Annotated in this window: 11 protein-coding genes, 2 tRNA genes and 3 rRNA genes; 13 read left to right on the plus strand and 3 right to left on the minus strand. The window is 39.4% G+C overall.

Annotated elements, in window-relative coordinates; all coding sequences use genetic code 11:
* Nucleotides 1–192: 192 nt before the first annotated feature.
* The 7 genes from DD829_RS09980 (at nt 193) to DD829_RS10010 (ending at nt 8,551) form a co-directional block, all read left to right on the plus strand.
* Nucleotides 193–1,709, plus strand: a 16S ribosomal RNA gene (locus DD829_RS09980).
* A 272-nt stretch (nt 1,710–1,981) separates the two neighbouring features.
* Nucleotides 1,982–2,055: transfer RNA gene (locus tag DD829_RS09985), tRNA-Ile, on the plus strand.
* 83 nt (nt 2,056–2,138) lie between these two features.
* Nucleotides 2,139–2,212: transfer RNA gene (locus tag DD829_RS09990), tRNA-Ala, on the plus strand.
* Between the two features lie 158 nt (nt 2,213–2,370).
* Nucleotides 2,371–5,125: ribosomal RNA gene (locus DD829_RS09995) — 23S ribosomal RNA — on the plus strand.
* A 195-nt stretch (nt 5,126–5,320) separates the two neighbouring features.
* Nucleotides 5,321–5,428, plus strand: a 5S ribosomal RNA gene (rrf, locus tag DD829_RS10000).
* Together the 16S, 23S and 5S rRNA genes with 2 tRNA genes alongside form the textbook arrangement of a ribosomal RNA operon.
* A 518-nt stretch (nt 5,429–5,946) precedes the next feature.
* Nucleotides 5,947–7,068: a vWA domain-containing protein gene (locus DD829_RS10005; protein WP_108408878.1), complete on the plus strand. Its 1,122-nt coding sequence runs from the start codon at nt 5,947–5,949 to the stop codon at nt 7,066–7,068.
* A gap of 43 nt (nt 7,069–7,111) precedes the next feature.
* Nucleotides 7,112–8,551 (plus strand): AAA family ATPase, encoded by a 1,440-nt coding sequence (locus DD829_RS10010; RefSeq protein WP_108408877.1) that lies wholly within the window; start codon nt 7,112–7,114, stop codon nt 8,549–8,551.
* Between the two features lie 402 nt (nt 8,552–8,953).
* Here the strand turns inward: DD829_RS10010 and DD829_RS10015 are convergent, their stop codons facing one another.
* Complete coding sequence (locus DD829_RS10015) at nt 8,954–10,582, minus strand: acyl-CoA carboxylase subunit beta (protein ID WP_108408876.1); 1,629 nt, start codon at nt 10,580–10,582, stop codon at nt 8,954–8,956.
* Between the two features lie 415 nt (nt 10,583–10,997).
* Here DD829_RS10015 and DD829_RS10020 point away from each other — a divergent pair, with 415 nt between their 5' ends.
* From DD829_RS10020 to DD829_RS10030, 3 genes are read left to right on the plus strand one after another with little or no spacing between them, the layout of a single operon-like run.
* The gene (locus DD829_RS10020; RefSeq protein WP_108408875.1) at nt 10,998–11,876 is read left to right on the plus strand and encodes a DMT family transporter; all 879 of its coding nucleotides are present in this window, start codon (nt 10,998–11,000) and stop codon (nt 11,874–11,876) included.
* Between the two features lie 12 nt (nt 11,877–11,888).
* Complete coding sequence (locus DD829_RS10025) at nt 11,889–12,971, plus strand: PorV/PorQ family protein (RefSeq protein ID WP_076396673.1); 1,083 nt, start codon at nt 11,889–11,891, stop codon at nt 12,969–12,971.
* A 12-nt stretch (nt 12,972–12,983) separates the two neighbouring features.
* Complete coding sequence (locus DD829_RS10030) at nt 12,984–13,739, plus strand: hypothetical protein (RefSeq protein WP_108408874.1); 756 nt, start codon at nt 12,984–12,986, stop codon at nt 13,737–13,739.
* Nucleotides 13,740–13,929: 190 nt separating this feature from the next.
* On the opposite strand, the gene uvrC is transcribed toward DD829_RS10030, so the two are convergent.
* The gene (gene uvrC, locus DD829_RS10035) at nt 13,930–15,720 is read right to left on the minus strand and encodes an excinuclease ABC subunit UvrC (protein WP_108408873.1); all 1,791 of its coding nucleotides are present in this window, start codon (nt 15,718–15,720) and stop codon (nt 13,930–13,932) included.
* Between the two features lie 129 nt (nt 15,721–15,849).
* Nucleotides 15,850–16,611, minus strand: coding sequence for a hypothetical protein (locus DD829_RS10040; RefSeq protein ID WP_108408872.1), 762 nt, complete (start codon nt 16,609–16,611; stop codon nt 15,850–15,852).
* A 132-nt stretch (nt 16,612–16,743) separates the two neighbouring features.
* Between DD829_RS10040 and hutH the strand changes: the two genes are divergently transcribed.
* The 3 genes from hutH to DD829_RS10060 all read left to right on the plus strand — a co-directional run bounded on the left by hutH (nt 16,744) and on the right by DD829_RS10060 (nt 19,296).
* Nucleotides 16,744–18,231 carry a histidine ammonia-lyase gene (gene hutH / locus DD829_RS10045; protein WP_108408871.1) on the plus strand — a complete coding sequence of 496 codons (1,488 nt, stop codon included), beginning with the start codon at nt 16,744–16,746 and terminating at the stop codon, nt 18,229–18,231.
* Between the two features lie 6 nt (nt 18,232–18,237).
* Entirely contained in the window at nt 18,238–18,501 is a 264-nt protein-coding gene (locus tag DD829_RS10050) for a hypothetical protein (RefSeq protein ID WP_108408870.1), read from the plus strand.
* Nucleotides 18,502–18,849: 348 nt separating this feature from the next.
* Nucleotides 18,850–19,296, plus strand: a complete 447-nt coding sequence (locus DD829_RS10060; RefSeq protein ID WP_108408868.1) for a GNAT family N-acetyltransferase — start codon at nt 18,850–18,852, stop codon at nt 19,294–19,296.
* The last annotated feature ends 4 nt before the right edge of the window (nt 19,297–19,300 follow it).

The following is a 19,300-nucleotide window of genomic DNA, read 5'->3' on the forward strand; positions in this document are numbered from 1 at the left end:
CTTTAAAATTTTCTTCAAAACATTTGGTCAGGATAAAATAAAGTATTACTTTTGCACTCGCAAATACGAAATGAAAACGACAGAGAATTAGTTTTGTAGGAGCGTAAGATTTGAAGATCATTGACATACAATATAACAACCAAGTAAGGAAAAACTAAAGCGTTAAAAACTTTGAGTGAGTCAGACAAACATACAATGGAGAGTTTGATCCTGGCTCAGGATGAACGCTAGCGGGAGGCCTAACACATGCAAGCCGAGCGGTAGAGATTCTTCGGAATCTTGAGAGCGGCGCACGGGTGCGGAACACGTGTGCAACCTGCCTTTATCTGGGGGATAGCCTTTCGAAAGGGAGATTAATACCCCATAATATAATGAGTGGCATCACTTATTATTGAAAACTCCGGTGGATAGAGATGGGCACGCGCAAGATTAGATAGTTGGTGAGGTAACGGCTCACCAAGTCAATGATCTTTAGGGGGCCTGAGAGGGTGATCCCCCACACTGGTACTGAGACACGGACCAGACTCCTACGGGAGGCAGCAGTGAGGAATATTGGACAATGGGTGAGAGCCTGATCCAGCCATCCCGCGTGAAGGACGACGGCCCTATGGGTTGTAAACTTCTTTTGTACAGGGATAAACCTATTTACGTGTAAATAGCTGAAGGTACTGTACGAATAAGCACCGGCTAACTCCGTGCCAGCAGCCGCGGTAATACGGAGGGTGCAAGCGTTATCCGGATTTATTGGGTTTAAAGGGTCCGTAGGCGGATCCGTAAGTCAGTGGTGAAATCTCATAGCTTAACTATGAAACTGCCATTGATACTGCGGGTCTTGAGTAAGGTAGAAGTAGCTGGAATAAGTAGTGTAGCGGTGAAATGCATAGATATTACTTAGAACACCAATTGCGAAGGCAGGTTACTATGTCTTAACTGACGCTGATGGACGAAAGCGTGGGGAGCGAACAGGATTAGATACCCTGGTAGTCCACGCCGTAAACGATGCTAACTCGTTTTTGGTTTTTCGGAATCAGAGACTAAGCGAAAGTGATAAGTTAGCCACCTGGGGAGTACGAACGCAAGTTTGAAACTCAAAGGAATTGACGGGGGCCCGCACAAGCGGTGGATTATGTGGTTTAATTCGATGATACGCGAGGAACCTTACCAAGACTTAAATGGGAATTGACAGATTTAGAAATAGATCCTCCTTCGGGCAATTTTCAAGGTGCTGCATGGTTGTCGTCAGCTCGTGCCGTGAGGTGTTAGGTTAAGTCCTGCAACGAGCGCAACCCCTGTCACTAGTTGCCATCATTCAGTTGGGGACTCTAGTGAGACTGCCTACGCAAGTAGAGAGGAAGGTGGGGATGACGTCAAATCATCACGGCCCTTACGTCTTGGGCCACACACGTAATACAATGGCCGGTACAGAGGGCAGCTACACAGCGATGTGATGCAAATCTCGAAAGCCGGTCTCAGTTCGGATTGGAGTCTGCAACTCGACTCTATGAAGCTGGAATCGCTAGTAATCGCGCATCAGCCATGGCGCGGTGAATACGTTCCCGGGCCTTGTACACACCGCCCGTCAAGCCATGGAAGTCTGGGGTACCTGAAGTCGGTGACCGTAACAGGAGCTGCCTAGGGTAAAACAGGTAACTAGGGCTAAGTCGTAACAAGGTAGCCGTACCGGAAGGTGCGGCTGGAACATCTCATTTTAGAGCGTTGAAGAACGTTAAACAAAATTAGTGTAGCAATACACAAAGTACTTACTTAAAGTAAAGCTTTAGTTTTTTATTTGGTTGATATATATAAATGATAAGCGATAAAAGATAGATGATGCTACCCATCACTGATCAGACATCGGTTATCAATTATAAATAAAAAAACCCACTAGAAATTAGTATAAGGGATAAGAGATTGAGAATGAAAGATTGTAATGCGGTATGAATAATATCAATTATTACTGATCAATCATCACTCATAACAAAGTCTCGTAGCTCAGCTGGTTAGAGCGCTACACTGATAATGTAGAGGTCGGCAGTTCGAGCCTGCCCGAGACTACTAATTAAGGCGGCTGGCAAATAGCTTATGGCTTATGGCAAAAAATCCAAAAGCAATTAGCAAGAAGCCAACAGCACCTAGAGGGGGAATTAGCTCAGCTGGCTAGAGCGCCTGCCTTGCACGCAGGAGGTCAAGGGTTCGACTCCCTTATTCTCCACAGTTTTGGAAGTTTGATTTAAAAGTTACGATTGGAGCCAAAAACAACAATTGTTCATCAGACTGAAGAGAAGAAATTAAGATCATTGACATTAACGGTAAAGACATCACAAAGAGAAAACCGAGCACTTATAAGTGCTTGAGTAACCTAAAAATAGGAAAGAAATCGTTAAGGGCGTATGGCGGATGCCTAGGCTTTCAGAGGCGAAGAAGGACGTGGTAAGCTGCGAAAAGCTGCGGGGATTGGCACACACGAATAGATCCGCAGATGTCCGAATGGGGCAACCCGGCATGTTGAAGACATGTCACCCAGCAATGGGAGCAAACCAGGAGAACTGAAACATCTAAGTACCCTGAGGAAAAGAAATCGAAGAGATTCCGTAAGTAGTGGCGAGCGAAAGCGGATTAGCCCAAAAGTCTTTATATATTTAGAAGAATGTTCTGGAAAGAACAGCCATAGACGGTGATAGCCCGGTATTCGAAAGGTATACATAGATGATAAATGAGTAGGGCGGGACACGTGAAATCCTGTCTGAATATGGGGGGACCATCCTCCAAGGCTAAATACTCCTGAAAGACCGATAGTGAACAAGTACTGTGAAGGAAAGGTGAAAAGCACTTCGAATAGAAGGGTGAAATAGAACCTGAAACCGTACGCCTACAAGCGGTCGGAGCAGATTAATTCTGTGACGGCGTGCCTTTTGCATAATGAGCCTACGAGTTAATTTTACTAGCGAGGTTAAGGACTTCAGGTCCGGAGCCGGAGCGAAAGCGAGTCTGAATAGGGCGCATAGTTAGTAGGATTAGACGCGAAACCTTGTGATCTACCCATGGGCAGGTTGAAGCTTTGGTAACACAAAGTGGAGGACCGAACCGGTTGACGTTGAAAAGTCTTCGGATGACCTGTGGGTAGGGGTGAAAGGCCAATCAAACTGGGAGATAGCTCGTACTCTCCGAAATGCATTTAGGTGCAGCGTCGTATATAAGTTTATTAGAGGTAGAGCTACTGATTGGATGCGGGGGTTTCACCGCCTACCAATTCCTGACAAACTCCGAATGCTAATAAATGTTCTACGGCAGTGAGGGCATGGGTGCTAAGGTCCATGTCCGAGAGGGAAAGAACCCAGACCAACAGCTAAGGTCCCCAAATTTCTGTTAAGTTGAAGCAACGCGGTTGGACTGCATTGACAGCTAGGATGTTGGCTTGGAAGCAGCCATTCATTTAAAGAGTGCGTAACAGCTCACTAGTCGAGCGGTCCGGCATGGATAATAATCGGGCATAAACAGAATACCGAAGCTATGGATTTATAATTAATTATATCTGGTAGGAGAGCATTCTATCGGCGCTGAAGCAGTATCGTGAGGTATTGTGGAGCTTATAGAAAAGAAAATGTAGGCATAAGTAACGATAAAGGGGGCGAGAAACCCCCTCACCGAAAGACTAAGGTTTCCTCAGCCATGCTAATCAGCTGAGGGTTAGTCGGGACCTAACGCGAACCCGAAAGGGGTAGTGGATGGACAATGGGTTAATATTCCCATACTTGCTCACACTAAAAAGGGGACGGTTCGACGTAGCTATTGAAGACGGACGGAAGTGTCAAGGCCTAGCCTTCGGGCGAAGCTGTTATAGTGAAATCGGATCCAAGAAAAGCCGAAGTGAAGCAACCCGTACCAAAACCGACACAGGTGGTCGAGGAGAGAATCCTAAGGTGCTCGAGTGAGTCGTGGCTAAGGAACTAGGCAAAATAGTCTCGTAACTTCGGAAGAAGAGACGCCAACAGCAATGTTGGCCGCAGTGAAGAGGCCCAGGCGACTGTTTATCAAAAACACAGGACTCTGCTAAATCGAAAGATGCTGTATAGGGTCTGACACCTGCCCGGTGCTGGAAGGTTAAGGAAGGGCGTTAGCGTAAGCGAAGCGTTTGACTGAAGCCCCAGTAAACGGCGGCCGTAACTATAACGGTCCTAAGGTAGCGAAATTCCTTGTCGGGTAAGTTCCGACCTGCACGAATGGTGTAACGATCTGGGCACTGTCTCAGCCACGAGCTCGGTGAAATTGTAGTATCGGTGAAGATGCCGATTACCCGCAATGGGACGAAAAGACCCTGTGAACCTTTACTATAACTTCGTATTGACTTTGAGTAAGTAATGTGTAGGATAGGTGGGAGGCTTTGAAGCAGGCACGCTAGTGTTTGTGGAGCCGTCGTTGAAATACCACCCTTTACTTACTTGGAGCCTAACTTCTTTCAGAAGGACATTGCGTGGTGGGTAGTTTGACTGGGGTGGTCGCCTCCAAAAGAGTAACGGAGGCTTTCAAAGGTACCCTCAGCACGCTTGGTAACCGTGCGTAGAGTGTAATGGCATAAGGGTGCTTGACTGTGAGACCAACAAGTCGATCAGGTGCGAAAGCAGGACATAGTGATCCGGTGGTTCCGTATGGAAGGGCCATCGCTCATAGGATAAAAGGTACTCCGGGGATAACAGGCTAGTCTCCCCCAAGAGCTCACATCGACGGGGAGGTTCGGCACCTCGATGTCGGCTCGTCACATCCTGGGGCTGGAGAAGGTCCCAAGGGTTGGGCTGTTCGCCCATTAAAGTGGCACGCGAGCTGGGTTCAGAACGTCGTGAGACAGTTCGGTCTCTATCTATTGCGGGCGTTAGATGTTTGAGAGGGCTTGATTCTAGTACGAGAGGACCGAATTGAACAAACCTCTGGTGTATCAGTTGTACCGCCAGGTGCACCGCTGAGTAGCTATGTTTGGAAGAGATAAGCACTGAAAGCATATAAGTGCGAAACTCGCCTCAAGATGAGACATCTTTTAAGGGTCGTGGGAGATGACCACGTTGATAGGCTACAGGTGTAAAGTTGGTAACAGCATAGCCGAGTAGTACTAATTACCCGTAGATTTATAGCCTATTCATAAGTAATGAGTAATAGGTAATGAGCAATCATGCTTATCATAACTTAGCTTAAGTATTTATAAGTGCGACACTGGTTTTGCCTTTGTGATGAAATTTACCGATAAAAACGGTTCATGGTTGAATGTTTAAGATTCAGGGTTCAAAACTTTGAACAATAAACAATAAACCTTAAACCTATATACAACCTTTAGGGTGGTTTTAGCGGTGGGGCTCACCTGTTCCCATTCCGAACACAGAAGTTAAGCCCACCAGCGCCGATGGTACTGCGAAAGCGGGAGAGTAGGTCGCCGCCAGTTTTTATTTAAAAGTCTCATAGATTAAATTCTATGAGACTTTTTTTTTGCGCACAACTCTCCCTCTCTCATCTTAATCTATCCCTTATCAAAGGAAAGAAACAAGGGAAAAGTAAAAAGAACCAGGAGAAAAGGAAATAGAACAAAGTAAAAAGTAAGAAGTAACAAGAGAAAAGTAAAGAAGCCGGAGAATGTAATCAATCATCATTCATCAATTATCAATTATCTTTCATTAATATTATTTGCCATCTTCTAGCCGCGATAGAAACGGTTACCCCGCAGCGGGATTGGGAAAAGTGAGGGCATTAACCCGGGAAGCAGGGTGCGAGGAGTAAGAGTGGATAGCGGGATAAAGCTCCTGAAAATATATTTCGCATATTAAAGACGTTTTATCTAAAGTAGCGGATAATTTTTCTTTCCCATAACTTGAGAATTTTCTTTGATTCAATTATTTTTATTCTTAAAATGTAAAATAGACTAAATCTCTTAATCCCTCTTAATTTATATCGTAAATTTATGATATGAAAGAGCATATTGTAAGAGGTTTTAGGTTTAATATTTATCAGGAACCTGAACTGTCTGTATTTGACCGATTGCTGGAAATTTTTACGGATTTACTGACTCATACTTCAGGTGATTTTGATGAAGCAATTGACTGGCTTCGGATGCTGGATGAAGAATACCAATTAACCACTCCTGAATATACAATAGATGACTTTATTGAAGATCTTAAGAAGAAAGGATATATTCGGGAAGAGATTAATCCAGATGGAAATGGCAATGGAGTTACCTTAAGTGCGAAAATGGAACAGAATATCCGTAAACAGGCACTTAAACAAATATTTGGAAATCTTGAAAAGAGCGGAAACGGAAATCATAAAACGAATAAAAGCGGAGCAGGTGAAGACTTAACCGGAGAATTCAGAAATTATAATTTCGGTGATTCTGTGGAAAAAATTTCAATGACGGAGAGTCTAAAGAATGCACAAATTAATAACGGGATCGGAGATTTTCATCTTACGGAAAATGATCTTATTGTTGAAGACAGCATACATCAGTCTCAAATGAGCACTGTTTTAATGATCGACATCAGCCACAGTATGATTCTTTACGGCGAAGACCGCATTACTCCGGCTAAAAAAGTTGCGATGGCACTTGCTGAATTAATCACAACGCGTTATCCGAAAGATACGCTGGATATTATTGTTTTCGGGGATGATGCATGGCCGGTAAAGATTCAGGAACTTCCTTACCTGCAGGTTGGGCCTTATCATACGAATACTGTTGCAGGACTTCAGTTAGCAATGGATATTTTGCGCAGAAAAAGAAATACCAACAAACAAATTTTTATGATTACCGACGGAAAGCCAAGCTGTGTGCGTGAACCGGACGGTACTTATTATATGAATTCTTACGGACTGGATGAATATGTAGTTCAGAAATGTTACAATATGGCAGCTCAGGCAAGAAGACTCCATATCCCAATTACTACTTTTATGATTGCGCAGGATTCTTATTTGCAGCATTTCGTGAGCGAATTTACAGAAGCCAATCAGGGAAAAGCATTTTATACAGGTCTTAATGGTTTAGGAAACATGATTTTTGAAGATTATGAATCCAATCGTAAAAGAAGAATCCGTTAAAAATTTATGACTTAATAAAAATTATCAATTAGATTTAAATACAATGACTGCAAAGCCAGAAATAAAAACGTTGGGTGCGTTAAAAGCATCAGGTTATACATCAAAACATATTAAAGACGAATTACGGGATAATTTAAAAACTAAAATCCGAAATAGAGAATCTGTATTTGAGGGAATCTTCGGATACGAAAACACGGTAATTCCTCAATTGGAGCATGCGATTCTCAGTAAGCATAATATTAATTTATTAGGATTGCGAGGTCAGGCTAAAACAAGACTGGCAAGAATGATGACAAGCTTGTTGGATGAATGGATTCCTTATGTTGACGGAAGCGAGATTAATGATGATCCTTTTAACCCGATTTCCCGGTTTGCAAAAGAATTAATTGAAAAAGAAGGCGATAGCACGCCTATTGAATGGCTTCACCGCGATGAAAGATTTTTTGAAAAACTTGCCACTCCGGATGTTACTGTTGCCGATCTTATTGGTGATGTAGATCCGATAAAAGCTGCCAATCTTAAATTATCTTATGCAGACGATCGTGTGATCCATTTTGGAATGATTCCTAGAGCCAACCGCTGTATTTTTGTAATTAACGAGTTACCTGATCTACAGGCAAGAATTCAGGTTTCCCTGTTTAATATTTTACAGGAAGGCGATGTTCAGATTCGTGGATTTAAAGTGAGAATGCCTTTGGATATTCAGTTTGTCTTTACCGCCAATCCGGAAGATTATACCAACAGAGGAAGCATCGTTACTCCTCTTAAAGACCGTATTGGATCGCAGATTTTAACGCATTATCCTGAAAATATTCATATTGCGAAAGAAATTACTAAATATGAATCCAGTCTGGACAGCCGCCAGAAAAACGGAGTGTATGTTCCGGCTTTAGCCCATGATCTTCTGGAACAGATTGGTTTTGAAGCCCGCGAGAGCGAATATGTAGATGCAAAAAGTGGTGTCAGTGCACGTATGAGCATCACCGCTTTCGAAAATTTGTTGAGTACGGCAGAACGTAGGGCTTTGTTGGCTGGAGAAGAAAAAACTTCGGTGAGGCTGAGCGATTTTGTTGGCGTTATTCCTGCGATTACGGGAAAGGTAGAACTGGTTTATGAAGGAGAGCAGGAAGGAGCAGAATCTGTGGCACAACTCTTAATAGATAATGCGGTAAAAACTCTGTTTACCACGTATTTCCCCAAAATAGAAAAACTGGAGAAAAAGAATGTAGACGGACCATTCAGCCAGATCACCGACTGGTTTTTACAGGATGACGGGTTTTTAGAAATTACCGACGAATCTCCGGATGAAGTCTACGCGAAAAACCTAAATCGAATTACTCCGCTTGATGAAATCATTGAAAAATACCAACCCGATACCCAACCCGAAGATCTTCTGTTTTTAAAAGAATTTATTCTTTGGGGATTGGCTGTGAATAAAAAACTGAATAAAGAAAGATTCAGAACGGGAGTTTTCTTTTCATAGAATCTGTTTTATGAGGAGCTGCTTCCCGCTTTCCGCACTCGCTATTTTATAGTTTCGGCTTTGCCGCCGCCGAAACTATAAAATGAGCTCACACAAATGCTGCAATCGGGGCTAAGGTGAAAGTCAGAATTTAAAATATTGGACTAACTTACCTATTCAAAACAAAAAAAGATGTAGAATTAATTTCCACATCTTTTTTATTTATAATCACTCATCAATGTGATTGTCCACAATTTGTTATCATTAAAAAAACTTTGGGTTCTTAGCTAAGTGAATAGTTTATGCTGAGCTTGTCGAAGCACCTTTGCGAGCTTAAAAAGCAGTTAATATTTAAAAGCTCTTGCGAACTTTGCATTAAATTAAGCATTATGATTAATTAAAGATAAGCAAAATCATCAATTATCAAACCTGTATAACTCCAAGATTAAACTTCTCAGTAATCGGAGAATGATTCGCCGCTTCAATTCCCATAGAAATCCATTTTCTGGTATCAACTGGATTAATAATTGCGTCGGTCCACAACCTCGCTGCTGCATACGTTGCTTCCGTCTGTTTCTTATATTTTGCTGAAATAGAATCCAGAATTTCTTTATGTTCTTCCTCAGAAATTTCTTTTCCTTGTTTTTTCAATGTTGATTCCTGGATCTGTGCCAAAACTTTTGCAGCCTGTGCACCGCCCATTACCGCAAGATCTGCCCATGGCCACGCAACAATTAACCTTGGATCATAAGCCTTTCCGCACATCGCGTAATTTCCGGCTCCGTAAGAATTTCCGGTAATAATCGTGAATTTCGGAACCACGGAATTAGAAACAGCATTTACCATTTTTGCACCATCTTTAATAATTCCTCCGTGTTCAGATTTAGAACCCACCATGAAGCCGGTTACATCCTGTAAAAACACCAACGGAATTTTTCTCTGGTTACAGTTCGCAATAAATCTCGTTGCTTTATCCGCAGAATCAGAATAAATTACCCCTCCAAACTGCATTTCACCCTTTCCGCTTTTTACAAGTTTTCTCTGGTTCGCTACAATTCCTACAGACCATCCATCTATTCTTGCCGTGGCACAGATAATGCTTTTCCCGTAATCAGGCTTATATTCTTCGTACTCAGAATTGTCTACAAGACATTTTATAATATCGTAGGTATCATACTGATCCGCTCTTGAAACAGGCATAATCCCGAAAATATTCTCAGGCTTTTCTTTCGGCTGTACACTTTCAATTCTGTCGAAACCTGCCTTTTCCGTACTTCCCAAAGACTTCATGATATTCTTAATTCTGTTCAGCGCATCTTTATCATCTTTAGCCTTATAATCCGTAACTCCCGAAATCGAACAATGTGTAGTGGCTCCTCCCAGAGTTTCATTATCAATGCTTTCCCCGATTGCCGCTTTTACCAGATAACTTCCTGCAAGAAAAATAGAACCCGTTCCCTCCACAATCATCGCTTCATCACTCATAATCGGAAGATAAGCACCACCTGCAACACAGCTTCCCATCACAGCAGAGATCTGAATAATTCCTGCAGCACTCATTTTAGCATTATTTCTGAAAATTCTCCCGAACATCTCCTTATCAGGGAAAATCTCGTCCTGCATCGGCAAATAAACCCCTGCGGAATCTACCAGATAAATAATCGGAAGTCTGTTTTCCATGGCAATTTCCTGAGCTCTCAGATTTTTCTTACCCGTGATCGGAAACCATGCTCCCGCCTTTACAGAAGCATCATTGGCCACAATGATGCATTGTCTTTTAGAGACATACCCCATTACCACAACAACCCCTCCGCTTGGACAGCCTCCGTGTTCCTCATACATCTCATATCCTGCAAAAGCACCAATTTCTATGGAATCAGAATCCTTATCAAGAAGATAGTCTATTCTTTCTCTTGCCGTCATTTTTCCCTCATCACGAAGCTTCTGAAGCCTCTTTTCACCACCCCCCTTTTTAATTTCTGTCAATAAGCGATTGATGTCGGATAATTTTAGTCTGTTCTGATCTTCTCTTTTGTTGAATTCAATGTCCATAAAAATTTCAATTTTTTCCGTTTAAAGATACTATTTTTTACATGGAATGAAAATGGATATAAACAAATGTTTAATAAATTGGTTTTCAGAATTTTATGAAATATTTAACAAAAAATATATTTTTTATGGTTCGTAATTTGCTAACTTTACATTAGAGAAAGGGAGAGTGAAATCTCATCCTTCCTCTAAGTTCCTAGTTTATTTTTTTAATAGTTTATTATTTGAAGGCCCTGAAAGTTGAATAAATTTTCAGGGTTTTTTTATTTTATGTTAAATAGGAATCTTAATTCCTGATTTCCTTCAAACAATTCGCATTTTAAATTTTATCAGAAAATCAGAAGCTTTACTGAAAAATTATTACACGAAATGTAAAACCTATTTGTATTTTTGCAGAAATAGTAAAAGAAGGTAGGGTATGCATAAATTGGCTCTTTTCAGATTGCATTTGATAGTGTTTTTGTGGGGATTTACGGCAATCTTGGGAAAGCTGATTCATGCAAATGCAGATATTCTGGTTTTTTACAGAATGCTGTTTGCGGCGATCTGCCTTTTCGTATACATCCGTGTTTTTAAAAAAGACAGCATTAAAGTTTCAAAGAAAGTATTTTTTCAGCTGGCTGCAATCGGTTTTTCGATGGCGCTTCACTGGTACTGCTTTTTTTACTCCATTAAAATTTCCAATGTTTCCATCGCATTAAGTTGTCTGTCTTTATCCACCTTATTTGCATCCATTCTGGAACCTTTGATTTTTAAAAGAAAGATCGATGTTTCGGAAGTCGTCATGGGAGTGGTGATTGTTGCCTGTATTTTGTTGATCTTCAAAACAGAATTTCAGTACAAAGAAGGAATATTTTACGGAGTGCTGTGTGCCATTTTCGGAACCATTTTTTCGGTTTTCAACGGAAAGATGTTTGGAAAAACAAGCTCAGGAAATATCATTTTTTATGAAATATTCTCAGGATGGTTTATTTTATTGATATTTTATCTCTTCTCAGGACAAATTTTTTCGATAAATGAAATAAGTTACCGCGATATTGCGTTAATAGGTTTACTGGCAAGTGTTTTCACAGCTTTCCCGATGCTGGAATCGGTGAATCTCATGAAATATATTTCGCCTTTTACATTAATTTTAACAGTTAATTTAGAACCGGTTTACGGAATTATACTAGCTTTTTTTATCTTTGGGGAATCAGAACACATGAGCCCGATTTTTTACATCGCTTCAGGAGTTATGATACTGGCAATCATTGCTAACGGATTGATAAAAGCTAAAAAACAAAAAACTTTAAATTAAGCATCAATTGATATGATGAAAAAATATTTTTTACTTGCATTCTCTCTGGTTTTCGGGATATCGCAATCCCAGATCATCAGAAAATATTCCAACGAATTTCTGAACATCGGAGCCGGAGCAAGAGGTCTTGCCATGGGAGGTGCGGTGATCTCCAATCAGGATGATGTCTATTCCCCGATGTGGAACCCCGCTGGATTAATGGGCGTAGAAAAAGACTGGCAGGGCGCAGCAATGCACGCCGAATATTTCGAATCTATCGCAAAATACGATTATCTAGCCTATGCCAAAGTGCTGGAAACCGGAGTTTTCGGAGTTTCTGTTGTAAGATTGGGAGTAGATAATATCTTAAATACCACACAGTTAATCGACACTGAAGGAAATATTGATTATGACAAAATCACCAAATTCTCCCAGTCCGATTATGCAGCAATACTTTCGTATGCATTCAATCCGGGAGGAAATCAGAAGCTTGATGTGGGGATTAATGCTAAAATTGTTTACAGAAATGTAGGGAAATTCGCCAACGGATATGGTTTCGGTTTCGATGTAGGGGCTATTTATAAAATGGACAACGGCTGGAAACTGGGAGGTATGCTGAGAGATGCAACTACTACAGTGAACTTCTGGAGCGTCAACCAGAAAGAACTTTCCACCGTGGTTAACGGAGAAGAATTCAACCCTGCGCCAAAAGATAAAATGGAACTTACGATGCCGAAATTAAATGCAGGTGTAAGTAAAATGTTTGAAATCAACAGCAGTGTATATGTATTGCCAGAAGCGGGAATTAACGTAGATTTTGCAAAAACTGCCGCATTGGTTTCTACCGATTTTGCGAGTTTAACACCATATGCCGGAGCAGAATTAGGTTATCAGAAAATGATTTTCGTGAGATTGGGGGTGAACAGATTCCAGTCGATTACAGATATTGAAGATCTCAGAAGAAAAGTTTCTTTCCAGCCGAGTGCGGGAATCGGGATCAGATACCGAGGTCTTACGCTGGATTATGCAATTACAAACTCCGGAATCGGAGGATCTAATTTCTATTCCAATTTCTTTTCTCTAAAACTGGATATCGGGCAATTCAGAAACGACTAAATTTTAAATTAAATGAAAAAAATATCACTTATCATATTAACAGCCAGTTCGATGTTGGCTTTCGGACAGAAGGTTTCGGATTATAAATATATCTCTCTTCCTTCGAAACTGGAAACTTTTAAAGAAGATTTCGGGTTGAATGATTTATTAACCAAAACCTTAAGAAGTAAAAATTACTCGGTAATTTCGGCAGATAAATTACAATGGCCGGCTGAAGCGCAAAGTAATCCATGCAATGTTTTGATGGCAGATATCATCAACGACAGTGGCTTTTTGCGAAATAAAGTATTGGTTCAGTTTAAAGACTGTAACGATAAAGTAGTTTCATCCATTAAAGGCGCTTCTAACATCAAAGAATACAAAGAAGGTTATCAGGATGCCCTGAAACAGACTTTTGTTTCCATTTCTCCGGCTAATCCTACAGCACAGCCAGCTTCTCCGGTAAAAGTTCAGGAAACCATAACAACAAACTCTACCCAGGTTGTTACCAACAGTTCATCTTCATCTGTAGACAATACCGCGTTGAAATTCAGCAACGGAAAGATGGACCTTCAAAAAATTCAGATCGACAATTCTCAGTTTATTCTGGTAAATTCTAACAGTTCTTCGCCGTTTGCAACTTTCAAAGCAACGACAAAAAATGATGTTTTCAGAGTAAAACTACAAAACGGAGAATCTACATTAGGATACTACGAAAATGGAAATATTATTATAGAAATGCCTTTGTCCGGCGGTGAGTACGGCAAAGAAATATTTTATAAAAAGTAACGGCATTACAGCATAAATCAAAAAGTCCTCATAACGAGGACTTTTTTTTGTAAATTTAAATATGAAGAAGTTCTTGAGTTAAGTAGTCTTTAACTTCATCTAATTTATAAAAAATATTTAAATTAACAAATATTATAAAAATTATTTTCATAAAATAATTTATTATTTGCTATTTATTTCGCGTTTGTCATTATTCGTTGAAAAAATCGTAAATGATTTTCGCTTTGCTTTTCCCTAAAATCTCCTCCAATGTCTCAAGATTAGATTCCTTAATTCTTTTTACCGATTTTAATTTTGAAAGCAATAATTCAATTGTTTTTTCCCCAACTCCCGGAATTTCTTCCAGTTCAGATTTTATCGTAGAATTTTTTCTTCTGGTTCTGTGATGTTTCACCCCAAATCGGTGTGCTTCGTCTCTCACACGCTGCAAAATCTTCAGCGTTTCAGACTTTTTATCCAAATATAAAGGAATAGGATCTTCCGGAAAGAAAATCTCTTCCAGACGTTTCGCAATGCCTACAATGGTAATTTTTCCATATAATCCTAACAGTCTCAGACTTTTTACGGCAGAAGATAGCTGACCTTTTCCACCGTCAATCAAAATCAACTGAGGCAGATCTTCGCCTTCATCCAGCATTCTTTTGTAACGGCGGTAGATCACTTCCTCCATTGTAGCGAAATCATTGGGACCTTCCACAGTTTTCGGATGAAAAATTCTGTAATCGGCTTTGCTTGGTTTTCCGTCTCTGAAAACAACACACGCAGAAACAGGATTCGTTCCCTGAATATTGGAGTTATCAAAACCTTCAATGTGTCTTGGTTCAACCGGCATTCTCAGCAATTTCTGCATTTCAGACATAATTCTGTTCGTATGTCTTTCCGGATCAACGATCTGAACCTGTTTTAATTTTTCTAAACGGTATTCTTTCGCATTCTTTTCAGAAAGCTCAACGATTCGCTTTTTATCACCTACTTTCGGAACGATCAGTTTTACATTCGGAATTTCAATAGAAAGATGAAAAGGCAGAAGCACTTCCTTTGAATGGGAATCGAATTTCTGACGGATTTCCACCAAAGCCTGCTCCATAATGTCTTCGTCGCTTTCCTCAAGGATTTTTTTAATTTCGGTGGTATAACTCTGGATAATATTTCCGTTCCTTATTTTAAAGAAATTAACGTAAGCAGCCGTTTCGTCACTTGTCATTCCAAAAACATCCACATCATCAATACTCGGATTCACCACCGTATTTTTAGTCTGATAATCTTCAAGCGCATCAATTCTTTCTTTGATGATCTGAGCGTTTTCAAACTGAAGATTGGTTGCATATTTCATCATCTGGTTTACCAGATATTCTTTCGCTTTACGGAAATCTCCTTTGATGATTCCGCGGATGGCATCTATTTTTTCATCATAATCTTCCTTGCTTTCCAAGCCTTCACAAGGTCCTTCACAGTTTTTGATGTGATATTCCAGACAGACCTTGTATTTTCCTTCATCAATTTTACTCGGAGCTAAATTGAGATTGCAGGTTCTTAATTTGTAAATATGTTTTATCGTATCAAGAAGAATCTTTGCGGGACGTACTTTTGCGTAAGGTCCGTAATATTCGGAACCGTCTTTAATCTTGGTTCTGGTTAGAAAAATTCTCGGAAACTCTTCATTTTTAATGCAAATCCATGGATACGTTTTGTCATCCTTCAGCATGACATTATAAAACGGCTGATGTTCCTTAATTAAATTATTTTCCAGTAAAAGCGCATCATATTCGCTGTTAACGATCGTTGTTTCTAATCGTTGGATTTTCCCGACCATGATTTTGATGCGGTATCCCGAAAGATTTTTGTTGAAATACGAGAGAACCCTTTTCTTAAGATTTTTAGCCTTTCCTACATACAAAAGCTGATCATTTTTGTCATAATAACGATAAACACCGGGCTCGGAAGGTAAAGTTTTGAGTTGTAATTCTAAAGAAGGATTCATATAACAAAACTACGGAATTTAGAAGCACAAAAAAAGCTGTAAAAAAGCTACAGCTTTATAATATTTGTTAAAATTGATTTTAATTAAACAGTTTCTTTATAAACGATTTATTCTTTTGTACTTAAAAATTTAGCTTTGGCTCATTTCTGTGTACTGATACACTAAAAAGCTGAAATAATCCCATTCCACGGAATTCTTAGGATATTTTTTCATAAACTCAGCATTGTCTCCGAAAAGAAAATCATAATTGTCTTCGAAATCATCTTTATGAAGCCACATTACTTTATCTCCTTTTTTTACATAGTAGGATTTTGTAACACCGCCACCCAATTGTGGAGAACCCATCACCGAAAATCCGCCGGTTTCTTTTGCTCTGGGATCATGATATACGGAAATAATATCATCAAATTCCGGATTGATGACCTGCATTAAGAATTCTTTGTCGTCCTTCTTATTTTTCAGGGAAACGGTCTGGTTTACAAAGTGAATACGGTCTTTGGTGGTTGAGTTTTTTAATTTCTTGGTCTGATAGTTTCTGATGTTCCCCATGTACTTAAAAACTTTCCCCACTTTTTCCGCCTCATTCGGATACAGATACATTTCGCTGATGTTATCGGCAACAAATACCGATGGCTTTTTAGAAATACTGTCTTTCAGCGTAACCTCAAAAATCTGACCCTTTTTCGTATCTGTTTTGCTGCAGAAACCTTTGTGTGTTGTTCCGTCCTTTAATATTACAGTAGAAGTTTTTTTTACAGAGGGAGCGTTAAAACCTTCGTTAAAAAGGTACTGTTCCATTTTTTTAATTTCTTCTTTGGAGTATTTTACTTTCTGTGCGAAAGAAGCCGTGCTTACAAGAAACATCGTAAACACTAAAGTTTTAAGTTTCATGGGATATTATTTTTTATATTTCGGTGGTAAAAATAGCAAATTAATTCACTTATTTTCAGAAAAATACAGACTGTTGAAATTTAGTTTTTCCAATCGTTGCCAAATGTGTAATTTTAAGACAAAATTTAGAGAATGATATACGGTGTAGATGTTTTCAGTTTCCATGATGTTCTGGAGATCTGTAAAACTCCTGATAAAGCTAAACTAAACAAGGCTGCCAAAGAACAGATTTTAAAATCACAAAAGAACGTACGTGAAATTGTAGAATCAGACAGAACGGTTTACGGAATCAATACAGGGTTCGGTCCTTTGTGCGATGTAAAAATATCTGAAGAAGAAACCGCACAGTTACAATATAATCTGATTATTTCTCACGCAGTAGGCGTAGGAAAGCCGATTGATAAAGAACTTTCAAAAATCATGATGATTGCAAAAGTTCATGCACTGTCAAAAGGTTTTTCCGGAGTCTCTCTGGAAGTGATCGAAAGATTGATCCTGATGCTGGAAAAAGACATTATTCCGGTAGTTCCGGAGCAGGGTTCTGTAGGAGCTTCCGGAGATTTGGCTCCTTTGGCGCATCTCGTTTTACCGCTTTTGGGGCTTGGAAAAGTTTGGGTTGGAAATGAAATTTTTGAAACAGCCGAAATTTTAGAAAAAAACAATCTCGAGCCTTTGGTTTTAGGACCGAAAGAAGGATTGGGATTAATCAACGGAACGCAGTTTATTCTTGCTCATGCGATTAAAGGATTAGAAAAATTTGAATATTTGCTTGATCTTGCGGATATGACGGCTGCAATGAGTATTGAAGCATACAGAGGTTCTGCAAGTCCGTTTAAAAAAGAACTGCATGAGATCCGTCCTTTTGAGGGAAGTAAAAAAGTTGCGGCAAGAATGCTTAAATTTTTAAAGAGTTCTGAAAACCTTAAAGCACACGAATATTGCGACAGAGTTCAGGATCCGTATTCTATGAGATGTGTCCCGCAGGTTCACGGAGCAAGCAGAAACGCCTTCGAACATCTGAAAATGATGGCAGAAACGGAACTGAATTCCGTAACAGACAATCCTATTGTTTTAAGCGCGGAAGAATCTATTTCCGGAGGAAATTTCCACGGACAATTAATGGCTTTACCTTTGGATTATGCAACTTTGGCGGCTGCCGAACTGGGAAATATTTCAGACCGAAGAAGTTACTTGTTACTGGAAGGAAAATACGGCTTACCAAGATTATTAACGGAAAGTTCAGGTCTAAATTCTGGATTTATGATTCCTCAATATACTTCTGCAGCGTTGGTTACGGAAAATAAAACATTGTGTTTTCCGGCTTCTGCGGATTCTATTCCTACGAGTTTAGGACAGGAAGATCATGTTTCGATGGGAAGTATTTCCGGCAGGAAATTCAATCAGGTTCTTGGCAATCTCGTGAATATTTTGGCGGTTGAACTCATGTTTGCGGCACAAGGTCTGGAATTCCGAAGACCGGCAAAATGTTCAAAAATTATTGAAGAAAATTTTGAAATCCTTCGTTCAAAAGTAGCTAAGCTTGAAGATGACAGACTGATCGGTCAGGATATGCTTGCAATAGCAGAATTGATAAATGAAAGAAAATTTATAGTTAATTAAAACAAGATGAAAAAAATTATAGTAGCATTTGTTCTTTTGATAGGAGTTACAGGTTTTGCCCAAACTTCAAAAGAAGCAAAGATCAAAGAATTAATTGAAGTTACCGGAGTGAGTAAAATGGCGGTACAGGGAGCTCAGCAATTTGTAAATACATATAAAGAAAATTATAAAGATATTCCTGATGAATTTTGGAATGGATTTTTAAAAGAAGTTTCCACAGAAGAATTTTCTAAACTCTATTTTATACAGAATCGGATCTTGATGAACTGATAAAATTTTATAAAACTCCTATCGGGCAAAAGACAATTTCTAACATGCCTTTAATCATGAATGAAAGTATGGAAGTCGGCAGAGAGTGGGGACAGAATTTAGCCAAAAAGCTGATTGATAAAATTAACGAACAAAAAGGGTATCAATCTCCACCACCACCAAAAAGTAAATAACACAAAGGCTTCCGGAAATGGAAGTCTTTTTTATTTCAAAGAGATTTTAAAAATTGGAAAAGATATTTGTGTTGAATTGTGAAAATATGAGTGTTATTTGTGTTAAAAAATATAACCTTTGAAAAAGTATTAAAATTTAAAAACAAAATCTTTAATTTAGCCTAAAACCATTTCCATGACAATCAAAAGAACAGATTCTTCCAATAAAGATTTTCAAAATTTAGTACAGCTTTTAGATGCAGATTTAGCCATTCGCAATGGGGAAGATCATTCCTTTTACGATCAGTTTAACAAAATTGATGCGATCAAAAACTGTATTGTTATTTATGTGGATGAAATTCCTGCGGCTTGTGGGACATTTAAAAAATTTGATGAAGAAACAGTTGAAATTAAAAGAATGTACACCAATCCTGATTTCAGAAAGAAAGGTTTAGCAACAACGATCGTTAAAGATCTGGAAATCTGGGCAAAGGAATTGAATTATACAAAAGCGGTGTTGGAAAGCTCATTGGAGCAGAATGAAGCACTTTCTGTTTATGAAAAAAGCGGTTACACAAGAATTCCAAATTACGGACAGTACATCGGAATTGATAAAAGTGTCTGTTATGAGAAAGTTTTATAACTTA

Origin of the sequence: Chryseobacterium sp. HMWF035, assembly GCF_003094695.1 — a bacterium.
Classification (GTDB): Bacteria; Bacteroidota; Bacteroidia; order Flavobacteriales; family Weeksellaceae; genus Chryseobacterium; species Chryseobacterium gambrini.

Excerpts from the sequence above, each read along its gene's own strand:
- DD829_RS10060 (WP_108408868.1), top strand. The coding sequence starts at position 18,850 with ATGACAATCAAAAGAACAGATTCTTCCAATAAAGATTTTCAAAATTTA.
- DD829_RS10015 (WP_108408876.1), bottom strand. The coding sequence starts at position 10,582 with ATGGACATTGAATTCAACAAAAGAGAAGATCAGAACAGACTAAAATTA.
- DD829_RS10050 (WP_108408870.1), top strand. The coding sequence starts at position 18,238 with ATGAAAAAAATTATAGTAGCATTTGTTCTTTTGATAGGAGTTACAGGT.
- hutH (WP_108408871.1), top strand. The coding sequence starts at position 16,744 with ATGATATACGGTGTAGATGTTTTCAGTTTCCATGATGTTCTGGAGATC.
- DD829_RS10040 (WP_108408872.1), bottom strand. The coding sequence starts at position 16,611 with ATGAAACTTAAAACTTTAGTGTTTACGATGTTTCTTGTAAGCACGGCT.
- uvrC (WP_108408873.1), bottom strand. The coding sequence starts at position 15,720 with ATGAATCCTTCTTTAGAATTACAACTCAAAACTTTACCTTCCGAGCCC.
- DD829_RS10005 (WP_108408878.1), top strand. The coding sequence starts at position 5,947 with ATGAAAGAGCATATTGTAAGAGGTTTTAGGTTTAATATTTATCAGGAA.
- DD829_RS10030 (WP_108408874.1), top strand. The coding sequence starts at position 12,984 with ATGAAAAAAATATCACTTATCATATTAACAGCCAGTTCGATGTTGGCT.
- DD829_RS10010 (WP_108408877.1), top strand. The coding sequence starts at position 7,112 with ATGACTGCAAAGCCAGAAATAAAAACGTTGGGTGCGTTAAAAGCATCA.
- DD829_RS10020 (WP_108408875.1), top strand. The coding sequence starts at position 10,998 with ATGCATAAATTGGCTCTTTTCAGATTGCATTTGATAGTGTTTTTGTGG.
- DD829_RS10025 (WP_076396673.1), top strand. The coding sequence starts at position 11,889 with ATGATGAAAAAATATTTTTTACTTGCATTCTCTCTGGTTTTCGGGATA.